General features: G+C 49.4%; 14 protein-coding genes. 10 read left to right on the forward strand and 4 right to left on the reverse strand.

Annotated elements, in window-relative coordinates:
• A complete protein-coding gene (locus tag T3H97_RS02245) occupies nt 1–1,152 on the forward strand; it encodes a response regulator (protein ID WP_328801562.1) in 1,152 nt (383 codons plus the stop codon).
• 240 nt (nt 1,153–1,392) lie between these two features.
• Entirely contained in the window at nt 1,393–1,545 is a 153-nt protein-coding gene (locus T3H97_RS02250) for a hypothetical protein (RefSeq protein WP_250242567.1), read from the forward strand.
• 163 nt (nt 1,546–1,708) lie between these two features.
• On the opposite strand, the gene T3H97_RS02255 is transcribed toward T3H97_RS02250, so the two are convergent.
• Entirely contained in the window at nt 1,709–3,478 is a 1,770-nt protein-coding gene (locus tag T3H97_RS02255) for an alpha-glycosidase (protein WP_328801563.1), read from the reverse strand.
• A 151-nt stretch (nt 3,479–3,629) separates the two neighbouring features.
• On the opposite strand from T3H97_RS02255, the gene T3H97_RS02260 reads away from it, so the two are divergent.
• The 5 genes from T3H97_RS02260 to T3H97_RS02280 are packed head-to-tail and all read left to right on the forward strand — an operon-like array spanning nt 3,630 to nt 8,152.
• Nucleotides 3,630–4,304: a response regulator transcription factor gene (locus T3H97_RS02260; protein WP_328802765.1), complete on the forward strand. Its 675-nt coding sequence runs from the start codon at nt 3,630–3,632 to the stop codon at nt 4,302–4,304.
• Entirely contained in the window at nt 4,304–5,734 is a 1,431-nt protein-coding gene (locus T3H97_RS02265; RefSeq protein WP_328801564.1) for a sensor histidine kinase, read from the forward strand. Before T3H97_RS02260 ends, T3H97_RS02265 begins: the two co-directional genes overlap by 1 nt.
• 59 nt (nt 5,735–5,793) lie before the next feature.
• Nucleotides 5,794–6,711 (forward strand): ABC transporter ATP-binding protein, encoded by a 918-nt coding sequence (locus tag T3H97_RS02270; RefSeq protein WP_103046757.1) that lies wholly within the window; start codon nt 5,794–5,796, stop codon nt 6,709–6,711.
• Nucleotides 6,708–7,424 (forward strand): ABC transporter permease, encoded by a 717-nt coding sequence (locus T3H97_RS02275; protein WP_328801565.1) that lies wholly within the window; start codon nt 6,708–6,710, stop codon nt 7,422–7,424. Before T3H97_RS02270 ends, T3H97_RS02275 begins: the two co-directional genes overlap by 4 nt.
• Complete coding sequence (locus T3H97_RS02280; protein WP_328801566.1) at nt 7,424–8,152, forward strand: ABC transporter permease; 729 nt, start codon at nt 7,424–7,426, stop codon at nt 8,150–8,152. Before T3H97_RS02275 ends, T3H97_RS02280 begins: the two co-directional genes overlap by 1 nt.
• A 71-nt stretch (nt 8,153–8,223) precedes the next feature.
• Here T3H97_RS02280 and T3H97_RS02285 read toward each other — a convergent pair whose 3' ends face one another.
• On the reverse strand, nt 8,224–9,180 hold the full coding sequence (locus T3H97_RS02285; RefSeq protein ID WP_103046760.1) for an L-lactate dehydrogenase: 957 nt from the start codon (nt 9,178–9,180) through the stop codon (nt 8,224–8,226).
• Between the two features lie 534 nt (nt 9,181–9,714).
• Here T3H97_RS02285 and T3H97_RS02290 point away from each other — a divergent pair.
• The 3 genes from T3H97_RS02290 (at nt 9,715) to T3H97_RS02300 (ending at nt 11,738) form a co-directional block, all read left to right on the forward strand.
• The gene (locus T3H97_RS02290; protein WP_258298041.1) at nt 9,715–10,536 is read left to right on the forward strand and encodes a MerR family transcriptional regulator; all 822 of its coding nucleotides are present in this window, start codon (nt 9,715–9,717) and stop codon (nt 10,534–10,536) included.
• A 144-nt stretch (nt 10,537–10,680) separates the two neighbouring features.
• The gene (locus T3H97_RS02295; RefSeq protein ID WP_328801567.1) at nt 10,681–11,502 is read left to right on the forward strand and encodes a serine/threonine protein kinase; all 822 of its coding nucleotides are present in this window, start codon (nt 10,681–10,683) and stop codon (nt 11,500–11,502) included.
• A 116-nt stretch (nt 11,503–11,618) separates the two neighbouring features.
• On the forward strand, nt 11,619–11,738 hold the full coding sequence (locus tag T3H97_RS02300) for a hypothetical protein (RefSeq protein ID WP_013369112.1): 120 nt from the start codon (nt 11,619–11,621) through the stop codon (nt 11,736–11,738).
• A gap of 179 nt (nt 11,739–11,917) precedes the next feature.
• Here T3H97_RS02300 and T3H97_RS02305 read toward each other — a convergent pair whose 3' ends face one another.
• A complete protein-coding gene (locus T3H97_RS02305) occupies nt 11,918–12,103 on the reverse strand; it encodes a hypothetical protein (protein ID WP_080683015.1) in 186 nt (61 codons plus the stop codon).
• Between the two features lie 92 nt (nt 12,104–12,195).
• Complete coding sequence (gene gntK / locus T3H97_RS02310; protein ID WP_103046763.1) at nt 12,196–13,743, reverse strand: gluconokinase; 1,548 nt, start codon at nt 13,741–13,743, stop codon at nt 12,196–12,198.
• Between the last annotated feature and the right edge of the window lies 1 nt (nt 13,744).

Genomic DNA, 13,744 nt, shown 5'->3' on the forward strand with positions numbered 1-13,744 from the left:
ATGAAGGCGATTTTGATTGATGATGAGAGATCGGCATTAACCTACTTGGAACGGTTGCTGGAGGCGGACGGACGGTTAACGGTAATGGGCAAATATACGTCTGCACAAGCGGGGCTGGATTATCTGGCGGCAGAACGTGCGGATATTGTTTTTATAGATATCGGAATGCCAGAGATGAACGGTCTGGAGGCCGCCGAGTGGATTCAGCAGCTGGATTCTCATATTCATATCGTCTTTGTGACCGCGTACTCGGAATATGCTATTGAAGCGTTCGAGCTGCAAGCACTGGATTACTTGTTAAAGCCCGTTCATGCCCGGCGGCTATCCAAAACGTTAGACCGGATTGCAGCCACGCTGGCTGATTCCCGCTCTTCCAGCAAGGGAATTGCGGCAGAGCAATCCCCCAAGGTGCGTTGTTTTCAAAAGCTTGAAATTTTGGAGGTTGGACAGGAAGCCGTAGGAACGAAACCACTCAAATGGCGCACATTAAAGTCACAGGAGCTATTTTCCTTTTTACTACACCATGAAGGGGAATGGGTGAGCAAAGAACAATTGCTAGATGCGCTGTGGCCTGAATATCATTTGGACAAGGCCGTAGTTCACCTGCACACGTCCATTTACCAAATTCGCAAGGCGTTGAAAGAACGGATGCAAGATACGAAGCTGGAATACAATCTGGATCGCTACCGCTTGAACCGCAATGGCTGGATTACAGATGTGGAGCTATTCGAGCGGGGAATATCCGAATGGGCTGCATCCGGTAGCGGCGGTACGCCGCGTATTGAGAGCCTGTTGGCTCTATACCGTGGCAACTATCTGGAGGAGCACGATTACCCGTGGGCGTATGCAAAAAGGGAGAAGCTGCGCAGTATGTATCTGGCATGTGCCTCTGAGCTGGCGAGTGAAGAGCTTCGCTCAGGTCGTACCCGGCAGTCTGTTCAACGCTTGCTCAGCCTACAGCAACGGGAGCCGTACTCAGACGATATCTGCGGTCTGCTGCTGACCGCCTATGCCCAACTGGGCGATTATACAGCTGCGCAAAAGCATTATGAAAGCTTCGTCAGAATACTGGAAGATGAGTTGGGTATTGAGCCGCAGCAGGTGACGCACCAGTTGTACGTGCAATTGAAAACACAGACGCTACCTGCGTAAACTGCTGCATGGGCTCAGGTAGCGCTCAAAAACCGCTTCAAGGGTATATCCTCTTGGAGCGGTTTTTTATAGATGGAAATTTCGTTTTTTGTGTAAACCACCGAGCCCCTTTTCTTTATGATCTGCTATTCGCCGATACTTATTTTCTACAGCAGCATATTCATATAGCATATCTCTTCGCATTTGAGTCGTAATTGAAAGGTTTAAGGAAATCATGTATATATCTAAGGAGGTATTGCATTGGGAAGAACGAGACGAACTGGCTTTAAGAATAAAAGAATTTCGGTGGACGTCAGACAATCTTCTTCAGCTCAGACAGGACAAGGCGGTAACCCTATTTCGATCAATGCTTCGGATGTTGGGGTAGTAAGAACAGATGTTAAAAACAAATAATCGACTTGGATAGAAGCTCATATTCAACGTAAAAAGACCACCGGGAACAAGTTAACTATCTTGTTCCCGGTGGTTTCGCTTTTTTTGCCGTATTCGACAGGTACTTTCATCAGCATCCGCCTATAGAGACTTATGCTTTTCTTCTCGTCTTGACACCACCATCTTAAGTAGGTTTTACTGACTGAGCAGGTGCTGCCTTCAGTACAGCGTATCCGTAGGGTGGAAGCTTGGCATGCAACCCCTTCTCTCTAACAAACCACTGGCTTTCGCCAAAGGCCAATTGCCATTCCTGCTCGGGAATGTCCAGTTCAAAAACGTGATCCTCATCGGAACGGTTGAGCAGCACGAGCAGCACTTCTTCCTCGCTGCGGCGCTCGTAGGCAAGTGAGGTGCCCTCTGGCTGTGCCTCCAGAAAGGTGATGCTTCCCTGATCACGGAGGACCGGGTGTCCCTTACGAAGCGCAATCAGCTCGTGGTAAAAGTCGAACAGCTCGCGGTCCTGCTTGTCGGTGTCCCACTCCATACACTTGCGGCAGCCTGGATCGGCATCTCCATCCAGGCCGATCTCATCGCCGTAATAGATGCAGGGTGCGCCCATGTACGTGAACTGGAACAGGGCGGCCAGTCGCATCAGCCGCTTGTCATCCCCGCACAGTGTCAGCAGGCGCGGTGTGTCGTGGCTATCCAGCAGATTGAAGGCGACCTCGGATGCTTGCTGTGGATAGCGGGCCAGTTGTCGTCCGATGGCGTAGGCAAAGCTTTGGGCATCGGTCACTTTTTTGACGAAAAAATCATTCACCGCGTAGGTGAACGGATAATTCATCGTTGCATCGAATTGGTCCCCCTGAAGCCATTCGGACGATTCATTCCACATTTCACCCAAAATGTACGCATCCGGATTGGCCTGCTTGACTGTAGTGCGGAATTCCCGCCAAAAAGCGTGATCCACCTCGTCTGCCACATCCAACCGCCAACCATCGATGCCGATTTCTTCGATCCAGTGCTTTGCCACATCCAGCAGGTACTTTTTCACCTCAGGATGTTCGGTATTCAGTTTGGGCATCATCGGTTCCAGCCCGAATGTATCGTACGTCGGTGTGCCATCCACCACTTCCAGGGGGAAGCTATGTACATGGAACCAGTCCTTGTAAGGTGACGCTTCGCCTTTTTCCTGCACGTCAACGAACGGTTTAAACGTACGCCCTGAATGGTTGAACACCGCATCAAGCAGCACCCGAATTCCTCGGTCGTGGCAGGCATCGACCAGTTTTTTTAATGTATTTTTGTCCCCAAAATGCGGGTCCACCTCCATATAATCCTCTGTATCATATTTATGATTGGTCGTTGCCTTGAAGACAGGAGTCATATATATGGCGTTAATCCCTAGCTCGTTCAGGTGATCCAGATGATCCAGAATCCCCTGTAGATCGCCACCGAAAAAATTGTCTCTTTGTGGCGTTCCGCCCCATGTCTCTGCACCTTCTGGACTGATGGAGGGGTCACCGTTCGCAAAACGTTCCGGGAAAATCTGATAAAACACAGCATCCTTCACCCATGCAGGTGGCTTCAGAATATCAATCGGGTTCAAAAAAGGGTATTGGAATAGTTTATCTGCATTTTGGGGTTCCTGGGCAGTAAAGTCGTCCTCGTTCATCCACATACGTTCCTCACCGTCTTCTAGCAAAAATCCATATTTCAGCCGACGATGAGTAGGTTTTACACTGCATTCATAGTAATCAAACCTGCCATCGGTAGCAAATTTGGACATCGGGACAAGCTGTCGGGTGCGGTCCCAATCGTATTTATCTCCGGTGAGAGCATGAACGGTGTCCAGGTCATTTTTCTTCGCACGTAGCCGTAGAAATATCGTTTCATCATTATAACCAAAAGCCCAATTGCGTTTCGGGTGATGGTATATCGCTTCCAGCAGCATCGGGTAGGCCTCCTTTTTTCACGAGCATTCAAATTTGAAAATGTGAAGCGTATGTCGTATAAGGTAGTTATTAACCTTTTTAAGTGGGTTATGTACCATAAATGCTATAATGCCCATTACATAAAAGAAAAACGATAAGTAGGTGCCCATGATGAAAACAAATGTGTTATACATCGAAGATGACCAGGATATCGGTGCTTGGACGCATCAGTATTTGGAAGAGCGGAATTACGCTGTCGTATGGCTTCGCAGCGGGGATGGGGCTGTGGAAGCAGCCCGCACGTGCCAACTCGTGATTTTGGATGTGATGTTACCCGGTCTGGATGGATTCACCATGGGGAAGCGGCTCAAGAAAGAATACCCGGAGCTTCCCATTCTCATGTTGTCTGCCCGTACATCCATTGACGATAAGCTGCAAGGACTGGATTTCGCCGACGATTATGTAACCAAGCCCTTTCACCCGGACGAGCTCATCGCACGTATGGAGATTTTGCTGCGCCGAGCAGGAACCGTGCCCGAAGAATCCTTACAGCTGGGGCATCTCTCTGTGTTCTCTCCCGATAACCGTATTGTGAACCGTGATACCGGGGAGGAAATTACGCTGACAGGCAAGCAATATCACATTTTTGCTTATTTGCTGCGGCATTTGGGCCAGATTATGACGAAAGAGCAAATGTATGAAGCGGTGTGGGGAGATCCATATATTGACGGAGACAAAACCTTAATGGTCCACATCCGACACCTTCGCGAAAAGCTGGAGATTGATCCTGCGTCACCTCGCATCATTGAGACGATCCGTGGTGTAGGATATCGGGTGAAAGCATAATGAGCAGGACGCGCAAGAATTGGAGGAGGTTGCACCCCAGCTCTAGGCCAGGTCAGGGAGGGCGGTTTCGCAGTTCACTGTTGTTCCGTTATCTGGTCATTATTGTGGTTGCTATGATGCTGTTGCCCATTGTGTTGCCTGCTACAGCCTTGATATATAGCGTGTTATTGAATTGGGGGGCGGAGTTCAAGCCTAAAAACGCTTACTATCCCTCTGCTAGCCATACCGAAAATAGCTGGCATCGCGAAGCTGTAGCTTTGAAGGGAGCCACACCAGAGCAAATCTCAGCCCATCTGCGCAAAATACAACAAGATATGTTCCCTAACTCACAAATATTTTGGGTGGATACCGCAGGTAAAACAAGGTTGGAGCTACCGACACAACCTAACATGCCAAAACAATGGAACGCTGCGCAGGCTATAGCTTTTATGAAGCAAGCAAGCTATGAGGGGCCGTTTACGGTAGTAGCCTTTATTGGCGGGGGCAAGAATGATGTAAATCAGGGCTATATGGTATTAAAAGTGCCTCGTTCGTTCTTTGAACAGCCACCTACAGATAGTAGCATGTTGATGTACTATCTCTTTTTTATCGTATTGATTCTGGGCGCTTTTATATTCGTATCTCTTCTGTTTTTTGGAGGCATTCGGCGTAGACTGTTGCAGCTTCAGGCCGCCATGTCGCAGCGAGGAGAGGATGGCTTGCCTATTCTTGTTGACACTGGACGCCCGGATGAAATCGGCAAGCTGGAAGAAGCATTTAATCAAATGGTCGAGCAGTTGGCAGAGAGTCGGGGACGTGAGCGTCAGGAGGAAGAGCTGCGGAAGAGACTGGTCGCGGATCTGTCACACGATATTCGGACGCCGCTTACGGTCGTGCGTAGCCATCTGTATACACTAGATGGTGAAAATCTGAGTAGCAGAGGGAAACAGTCGATTACACTAATGGAAAACAAGCTAAAAGACCTTGGGAGTCTGATCGATAATCTGCTCACCTATAATCTGCTAGCTAGTGGAAAATACACTATGAATAACACACCGCGTGATATCCTGCGGCTAGTGCGAGAGTGTGTAGCCAGCTGGTATCCGGTGTGGGAAAAGGAGGGCTTTGAAGTGGATATCGACCTGCCTGATCATAGTATGGTGTGGAATGTCGATGAGCAAGGCTTCCGTCGTCTGCTGGACAATCTTTTTCAAAATGTAGTTCGCCATGCTGCCTCAGGCCGATATATTGGTGTTCAAGTACAGAAAGATAATGGCACAGAGGCATTGGTTATCGTAGATAAAGGGCCCGGTATGGAGCAACAGTCTAGTGAAAAAGGAGCCGGGATTGGTTTGGCGATTACAGAACTGCTGGCTCGCGAAATGAATTTGGAGAGGGAGATTATCAGTTCATCAGCCGGGACCCGAATCCGTTTTTTAAACAAAACTTAAACTCAGAGTTCCCTTGGCTTTAAACTTGGCACGTTACGATAGGTGTCGAGGTGAGGAACTTGAACGAATACATTATTGAAACGAACAGTCTCAGCAAAATATACAAAGGCCGCGCGGCGGTTAATCAGCTGGACCTGAAAATAGCTCGAGGAGATATTTACGGATTTCTTGGTCCAAATGGAGCGGGGAAAACGACAACGATCCGCATGCTGCTTGGACTTATTCGCCCAACTCGAGGAACGATCCGTATATTCGGCAAAGATATTCGCAGACATAAGCTCGATATTTTACGTAAAGTCGGCTCGTTGGTGGAGTATCCTTCGTATTATGGTCATTTGAACGCAATTGAAAATCTGGAGGCCATTCGCCGTATTTTGAATGTACCCAAACAAAACATTGCGGAAGTGTTAGAGGTCGTCCGACTGACCAAGCACGCCAAGCGTCCAGTCAAAGGCTACTCGCTGGGCATGAAGCAGAGACTGGGTATTGCAGCAGCCCTGCTTGGGAATCCCGAAGTGCTCATTTTGGATGAGCCTACGAATGGTTTGGACCCGGAGGGTATTCAGGAAATGCGCACATTGATTCAGGCGATGCCCAAGCAACGGGGGATCACCGTACTGGTATCCAGCCATCTGTTGAGCGAGGTAGAGCATATGGCGAATACCGTGGGTATTATCCGTGAAGGAGAGCTGGTCTTTCAAAACACGATTCATAATCTCCGTCAGGAATCCGCAGGCGGGATTCGGATCGTCGTGTCGGAACCGGAAGCAGCCCAGTTGATTGCGCGTGAGCAGGGCTACCATTCAGTGAAGGACGGATCGGCGCTGGATTTCGAGAACATGAATGATGCGGCTGTTGCGCTGCTGGTCAGAAGATTGGTCGAAAATACGCATGCCGTATACCGTGTGGAGGAACGCCGCAAATCGCTGGAGGATATGTTCATGCAGGTAGTGGGCAAAGGAGGGGCTTCCTTATGATGCTGCGAGCACTCACGGCGGATCTGCTCAAAGCACGCAGAAAGGGAATCTGGTTCTTGGTGTTCCTCGGTCCCCTAGGGCTGGTAGCGATGCAGGGACTGAACTTTGGACTCCGCTATGACTATCTGATTCCGCGATACAAGGGCCATTTGTGGGAATCCTTGATGGATAACATCGCTATGTTTGTCCCCCTTGCGCTGGTGTTAGGAGCCACCATGGTCGCTTCCATGTTGGCGAATGTGGAGCATATGTCTAATTCCTGGAAGCAGCTACTGGCCTTGCCGATTTCCAAATTCAGCGTCTATATGGCCAAGCTGACGCTGGCGATCGGGATGCTGTGTGTGTCCTGTGTGCTCCTGACGGTAGGGACGTGGGGACTGGGCATGCTACTCGGCTTCGGGGGAGAGCCGGCGCCGATTGGAGAATTACTGCGGGTTGGATTTTGGCCTTTAGGCGGCACGCTGCCTATGCTCGTATTATTGTTGTGGTTAACGGTCACGTTCCATAATCAGGCTCTGCCTGTAACACTGGGTATTACGTTAGGCATCGGCAGCTTGTTTGCTTCACAGATGTCCGAATGGTTTCCGTTGGCCTGGCCTCAATTTGCATGGGTTGCACCTCAAGCGTGGATGTTTGCGTCCGTCGGGTGCGGAACGGGTGTGCTTCTCAGCCTGCTGACAGCGGCCCATTTTAGCCGAAAGGATGTGGCGTAATGTTCGGAGGATATGTACGGTTGCTTTCTGTTGAACGTATGAAAATGGCGAAATCGCCCGTCTGGCTGCTTGCGCTCGTCAGCCCGGCGATTGCCGTCTTGATTGGCTTGCTGGCGAATCCGGGAGGGAACTGGCAGGTGTTGTTGTCTGCCATGCTTACAGTTCATGCGCTGCTGTTCATGCCGATGCTGACCGCCGTATTTGCATCTCTGGTCTGCCGATTCGAGCATGGGGGCGGCGGTTGGAAGCAGCTGATGTCATTGCCATTGTCCCGCACGAGTCTGTATGCGGCCAAGTTGACCATCATTATGGCCCTGGTTGGACTGACCCAGCTACTGTTCGGAGGAGCGTTGCTGGGTGTTGGAGCTGTGCAGGACATGAACGGGCCAATCCCTTGGGCCGTGATCGCTCAAAGTTTGCTCGCTGGCTGGGTAGCCTGCCTGCCGCTGGCTGCGTTGCAGCTGATGGTGTCCTTCCTGTGGTCCAGCTTTGCCGCACCGCTTGCGTTGAATTTCGTCTTCACCGTGCCGAATATTCTGGTCGCCAATTCTCAAACCTACGGTCCGTACTATCCATGGACACAGCCTTTATTGGCGATGATGCCGAGTGGAAGAGACAACTTCGGGGCGTTCATGGTGCCAACTGACACACTGTTGACGGTTATAATAGGTAGCTTTGTCGTATTTACGTTGGCGGGACTGACAGTATTTCGTTATAAAGAGATATAGGGCGAAATACGGGGACTGCAAAAACTCCTTATCCTCAATGAGGGTAAGGAGTTTTTTACTGTGCTATTGGTTTATACTAAGCCTGAAATGGCACGGATATTATTGCTGATAAGGTGGCAAGAGGCGTCGAACTTCGCTTGTTCTTCCGGACTTAGCTCCAGCTCGATGACCTCTTGAATTCCTCTGCTGCCGATAATCGCCGGAACGCCCGTGCAGACATCGGTGTGCCCGTACTCGCCGTCCAATACAGCAGAGATCGCTATAATTTTACCATCATCATTTAAAATGGAACGAGTAATGTACGCCAGCGCATTGGCAATACCAAAATAAGTGGCGCCTTTGCGGGTGAAGATCTCCCAGCCTGCATCCCTGGTTTTACGGGCAATGTCGTCCAGATCGACGTGGCTGAATCGTTCCTTATGCTGACGCAAAATGTGCAAGAGCGGCTTACCACCAATCGTAACGTGTGACCAAGCGACGAATTGGGATTCGCCATGCTCGCCAAGCGCATACCCTTGTACGCTACGTGGATCTATGGAAAACACCTCAGAAAGCAACGTCTTGAGTCGGGATGAGTCAATGGAGGTGCCCGTGCCGATCACCTTGTTGCGCGGCAGACCGGATATACTTTGTACCATATACGTTACAATGTCGACAGGATTAGCGGCAATGACAAATATACCGTCGAAGCCACCCTCCATAATCGCGGTTACAATCTCTCTGGTAATAAGCACTGCGTCGTCCAGCACAGATAGGCGGTCTTGACCCGGTTTAGGGTTGGCTCCAGCCGTTATAATCACAACGTCCATATCCGTGCAGTCTGCATACGTGCCTGCACGCACCTTGGTACGTGTGGACGTAAAATCCATACAATGAGACAGATCCAGTGCATGGGCCAAAGCCCGATCATACGTGCGGTCAATCATCATGATCTCATCACAAATGGACTGATTAACCATTGAGTAGGCACAGCTCGAACCGACCATTCCCGCGCCGACAATAGCTACTTTCCTTGCCTTCCCCTTCATCTATGTTGCCTCCTCGTTCCAGCGAACGTTAATATGCTACAAATTATGCCTGAAATACATTTTACGTTACATAACATAACATATTGCTGATCTTTTGAAAATATCCATTTTTTTGTCTCCATTCCGGGAAATTAAAAATGACTGTGAATAGAGGTGTTTTTTAGGATTAATTATAGAATGAACGTGAATTATCAATACTTTTACTGGAAGATAGGAGAGCATGTTTCAATTTATATTTAAGGTGAATTCTGTGCAAATTATAACATGAACGATATTGATGGAAGGAAAAGTGCCATGAAAATAATGAAAGTATGACATTTATGTGACGTTCTTTAAAGAGTTTCAAGGACATACAGAACGGAAGTATTCTCTGCAATGTCGTTTCTTGTATATCTACAAATATTCCGTTATGACAAAGGTTCTTAGCAGTCTGCAATATTAGAACATTTTTGCCAAAGGGTTTCCAATGGATTTCGCGAATTCTACATATACAAGCTTATTTCTTTCCATACCATCCGGGGAGGTAATGATTAAATGGAAGAAAGCAAATCGACGACGGAAGCAGCAAAACAGTTGGGGATCGGGGCGAGTACCCTTCGTAAATATGCAGCGGCGCTGGAGGAGCAGGGGTATGTGTTTCAGCGTTCCGCGAATCAATCGAGGATGTTCAGTGCTGAGGATGTTGAGTGTTTGAAGGTGATGCGGAGGGCGTTGCGTGAGCAGCATATGACGATGGAGCAGGCGGTTCAGGTGGTGCTTGAGAGAGTGACCGCTCCCTTTCAAATGGAGGATGAAGAATTCCGCTTGCCACCCATCTCGGATGCTGAGTCACTGACCGCAACCTGGGAAGAAATAATGGCGGCGGCTGAGGGCAGGGATGAGACGGTCATGCAGGCGCAAGCAGCTGCTACGGTTGAACTGACAGAGTTACAGGATGAAATGAATGCTCAGGAACCGTCAGAGGAACCTATGCAGCTACAGTTGCAGGAGGAGTTCCAGACTTTGGAACCAACCATTGAATGTAGATTGGAACAAGCACCTGTATCCGTGCAAACGCAGGAGTCCGTAGAGCCGCAAGAACTGGCGCAGATGCAGAACATGGTGCAAACCGCATTGTTGGAAATGCGGAGCCGTTTGGAAGAGCTGGAAGCAGAGCACAGCCGTTTGGTGGAAAAGAATATCAGCCTGTCTAACCAACTGGAGGATCAAAAACGCTGGATGAAAGAAAAGGTTGACGAGGAACGAGATCGGCAGCTAATCACTAATTTGCGTACCTACCAGGGCAGGCAACGCAAATCGCGCGGTTCGTTGTTGTCCTGGCTTGGTCTGACACCGCGCAGACGCAGAGAGGCATAACCAGCATCTTTTCTGATAAAGACCATCAGACCTTCCCGGTTCTGATGGTCTTTTATCGTGGATGGTATAATAACGGAATACAAGAATACGAGAACAAGCCGCATAAGGAACGTTGCTGCGGCATGTAGAGGAAAGGATATAAGTATGTTTGCTTGGTTGCGGAACGCATATGAATCATGGATGGATTATCCGAAACAGCCTGGCGATTTACTGAGCGGACGTTATGATGTTCGTTCGCTTTTAGGCATGGGGAGCTATGGTCTGACCTATCTCTGTCTGGATCGGCGCAGCGGACAAGAGGTGGCGGTAAAATTGCCCAGACCGAGCAAACGGGCGAAGGCAGTTCAGCTATTGCAGCGTGAGGCTCATATTATGCGGCAAATGGAACACCCCTATATTCCGAAGCTGCTCGAAAGTGTTGAACATTCGAACGGAATAGTTGTGGTCATGGAATACATCTCTGGCATGACGCTGGAGGAGCTTATATTTGAACAGGAGCGTTCCTTTACAGAACAGGAATGCGTTGTCTACATTTTGGAGTTAATGGAGCGAGTTCTGCATGTGCATGAACGGGGCTATATCCATCGGGATATCCGCATTCCTAATGTGATTCACCGTGAGGGCAAGCCTTACTTGATCGACTTTGGTCTTGCTCTGGCGGTGGGAGAGCGACAGGAGGATGTATTTACCGAATCCATGCTGGAAAAGCGCGCACCCGAGCGACAAGATGTCGCCGTCTACAGCGATTTGTACGATGTCGGACATTTAATGCTTTTTATGCTGTATAGCAGTTACGAGCCTCAGCCGGATCAACCGCCGGCAAGCTGGCAGGAAGAATTGAAGCTGAGTTCACCTGTGCGTCATATGCTGGAGCGTCTTTTTCAGATTCGGCCACGTTATGAGAATAGCCGACAGTTTATGCAAGAGCTGGAGGAAGCATTGTTGCTGCTTGAGGTTAACCCATAACGGAAGTCCCTAAAAATAAACAGGCATTCGCCGCAAAAATGGGGGAATGCCCCCCTTACGCATTTGACCAGGTCTACATACAATGATCCTGTAAATGAGCGAAGGGAGTGTTGTAAATGAGTCATATGTGTGGAGTAGGCGGTATGGGTTGCGGTGTAGGAGCATGGACCTCTGTAGGAGCGATTCTGGTTCTGTTTATTTTGCTGGTGATCATCTCTAAAACCCTGTTTCTGTAATTTCGGTCTTGGCCGATTTCCTGTAAAATGCACAGATGTCGCCTTGCATAACGAAGGGCGCACAACAATAAAGCGAAGGCCCTTGAGATGAGAAGGGTCTTCGCTTTATAGGGTTTGAAGGAGCCTGTGGCATGCTTCTTGTGTTACGCTCTATTCCGTCGCTACTTCTTGTTGTTTGGCTAAGAACTGGAGTAATGCCGGCGTTTATCCTTGTAATAGTGGTGTCCATTGTGACTATTCTTGTAACCGTCTGAAGAAGAATGGCGTTTACGTTCACGTTCATAATAACGGTCTGAGCTGCTGTATCGCCGCTTATGAGAATGAGAGGTGGAATGTAGCAGGCGGTGCAGTAATTTTTTGAGCATCGTCTAATCCTCCTTCTTACCCTGCCCAACTGACATAGACAGGTTTTTATAAAACGGTAATACGCAGCAGTGTTAGAACAGGTTCCACTAATTTAGGATTGTAGGGACTTGGCCTGAAATTCTGCAATATCCTTGAACTCTTCTTCGAATTTACGTGAAATGCGGATATAAATCGGTAGTAAATCGCGATAAATATCCACGTGTTCTGCTACAGGTTTGTGCTGGTGAGTGGTACCGATCATACCGGACACAGCATCCAGCGAATCAATCCGTCCCAGTGCGTACAAGCCCAGTATAGCTGCGCCCAGACATGAGCTTTCCAGACTTTCAGGGATAATGACTTCCTGATCGAAAATATCCGCCATAAGCTGTCTCCATAGCTCCGAGCGTGCAAATCCACCAGTGGCGTGAATGACTGACGGTCTGTCGATGACTTCTTCCATGGCGAGCATGACGGTATACAAATTGAACAGCACACCCTCCAGAGCGGCGCGAATCATATGCTCTTTTTTGTGACGCAGGGATAGACCGAAGAAGGAGCCGCGAGCATTCGGGTCCCACAGGGGCGCACGTTCACCGGATAAGTACGGAAGAAAGAGCAGACCGTCGGAGCCAGGACGTACCTGTTCCGCAATTTGGGTTAGCACATGATATGGATCAAGTCCCAGTCGCTTGGCCGTTTCCACCTCGGAGGCTGCAAATTCATCCCGGATCCAGCGGAAGACTATACCTCCGTTGTTCACTGGGCCGCCGATGACCCACAGCTTTTCGGTCAAGGCGTAACAGAAAAAGCGCCCTTTAGCATCCGTGAGCGGCTTATCAACTACGGTACGGATGGCTCCGCTGGTGCCGATGGTAACAGCGACAACTCCAGGTTTGATCGCATTCACACCGAGGTTGGACAAGACACCGTCGCTGGCCCCGATCACAAAAGGCGTCGTCTTCAGTAGGCCCATGTCATGCGCATAGGTCTCATCCAGTCCTTTGAGCACATGCGTTGTCGGCACCAGCTCGGATAGCTGCTCCTTCGTTACACCTGCAATGTGCAGTGCTTCCTCGTCCCAGTCCAGCTGCTGCAAATTCATAAGTCCGGTTGCGGAGGCGATCGAGTGATCCACGACATATTGGTGGAATAACCGGGCAAAGACGTACTCCTTAATGGAAATGAATTTGTACGTCTGGGCCGCAACATCCGGTAAATCCCGCGTAATCCACATCAGTTTCGTTAGCGGTGACATGGGATGAATGGGCGTTCCGGTGCGTAAGTAAATATCGTGTCCGTTGTATTCATGTTTGAGCGCTTCGGCCCATTTGGCGCTACGGTTATCTGCCCAAGTGATGGAGGCGGTCAGCGGTTTGCCGTTCTTATCCACCGCCAGTACGCTGTGCATGGCCGAACTGAAGGAGACGAACAGCACATGCTCGGCTGACACTCCGCTTTGTTTCATGACCTCTTGCACCGTCGTTACAACAGCTTTGAAAATATCTTCCGGGTCCTGTTCTGCCGCATCCGGCTCAGGTGTATGGAGCGGATAGCCCACATGGTGCTGGGCGGCAATATTGCCATTTTCTTCAAAAAGCACCGCTTTGGTACTGGTCGTACCGATATCAACGCCGATCATATATCGGGTGTCTGTCATA

This window comes from Paenibacillus sp. LX16 (genome assembly GCF_036252815.1).
Lineage (GTDB): Bacteria > Bacillota > Bacilli > Paenibacillales > Paenibacillaceae > Paenibacillus > Paenibacillus polymyxa_B.

What these genes read in the sequence shown, in the direction of transcription:
- T3H97_RS02245 (WP_328801562.1), top strand. Translation starts at nt 1, where the DNA reads ATGAAGGCGATTTTGATTGATGATGAGAGATCGGCATTAACCTACTTG.
- T3H97_RS02280 (WP_328801566.1), top strand. Translation starts at nt 7,424, where the DNA reads ATGTTCGGAGGATATGTACGGTTGCTTTCTGTTGAACGTATGAAAATG.
- T3H97_RS02305 (WP_080683015.1), bottom strand. Translation starts at nt 12,103, where the DNA reads ATGCTCAAAAAATTACTGCACCGCCTGCTACATTCCACCTCTCATTCT.
- T3H97_RS02300 (WP_013369112.1), top strand. Translation starts at nt 11,619, where the DNA reads ATGAGTCATATGTGTGGAGTAGGCGGTATGGGTTGCGGTGTAGGAGCA.
- T3H97_RS02275 (WP_328801565.1), top strand. Translation starts at nt 6,708, where the DNA reads ATGATGCTGCGAGCACTCACGGCGGATCTGCTCAAAGCACGCAGAAAG.
- T3H97_RS02295 (WP_328801567.1), top strand. Translation starts at nt 10,681, where the DNA reads ATGTTTGCTTGGTTGCGGAACGCATATGAATCATGGATGGATTATCCG.
- gntK (WP_103046763.1), bottom strand. Translation starts at nt 13,743, where the DNA reads ATGACAGACACCCGATATATGATCGGCGTTGATATCGGTACGACCAGT.
- T3H97_RS02285 (WP_103046760.1), bottom strand. Translation starts at nt 9,180, where the DNA reads ATGAAGGGGAAGGCAAGGAAAGTAGCTATTGTCGGCGCGGGAATGGTC.
- T3H97_RS02290 (WP_258298041.1), top strand. Translation starts at nt 9,715, where the DNA reads ATGGAAGAAAGCAAATCGACGACGGAAGCAGCAAAACAGTTGGGGATC.
- T3H97_RS02255 (WP_328801563.1), bottom strand. Translation starts at nt 3,478, where the DNA reads ATGCTGCTGGAAGCGATATACCATCACCCGAAACGCAATTGGGCTTTT.
- T3H97_RS02265 (WP_328801564.1), top strand. Translation starts at nt 4,304, where the DNA reads ATGAGCAGGACGCGCAAGAATTGGAGGAGGTTGCACCCCAGCTCTAGG.
- T3H97_RS02260 (WP_328802765.1), top strand. Translation starts at nt 3,630, where the DNA reads ATGAAAACAAATGTGTTATACATCGAAGATGACCAGGATATCGGTGCT.